At 67.3% G+C, this 263-nt stretch carries 1 pseudogene; it reads right to left on the bottom strand.

Annotation, left to right across the window (positions count from 1 at the left end):
- Positions 1 to 263 (bottom strand): annotated as a pseudogene (locus tag SB719_RS20750) (malate synthase A); the annotation flags it as partial.

The raw sequence follows: 263 nt of genomic DNA, 5'->3' as shown, positions 1-263 counted from the left end.
GAACGCCGCCGGCAGGGTCTCGATCAGCACGGTGACCTTGATCTGCCCGTCTGGCAGGCCGAGCGCGCGCTCCAGATGGCCGAGCACCCGCTGCCACAACGCGGCCTCTTCCATCGATTCCAGCTTGGGCAGGTAGAGATACGGGCCGCGGTCCTGCGCCGCGAGCGCGTGCGCATTGTGGAACGCGAACACGCCGACATCGAACAGCGATGCCGACATCGGCTGCCCGTCGAGTTGCGCGTGCTTCTCGTCGAGATGCCAGC

Source organism: Pantoea sp. SIMBA_079 (assembly GCF_046940275.1).
GTDB classification, from domain to species: Bacteria; Pseudomonadota; Gammaproteobacteria; order Enterobacterales; family Enterobacteriaceae; genus Pantoea; species Pantoea borealis.
Note: the sequence above shows the minus strand (reverse complement) of the source record. Positions and strands in the feature narration are given on the sequence as shown.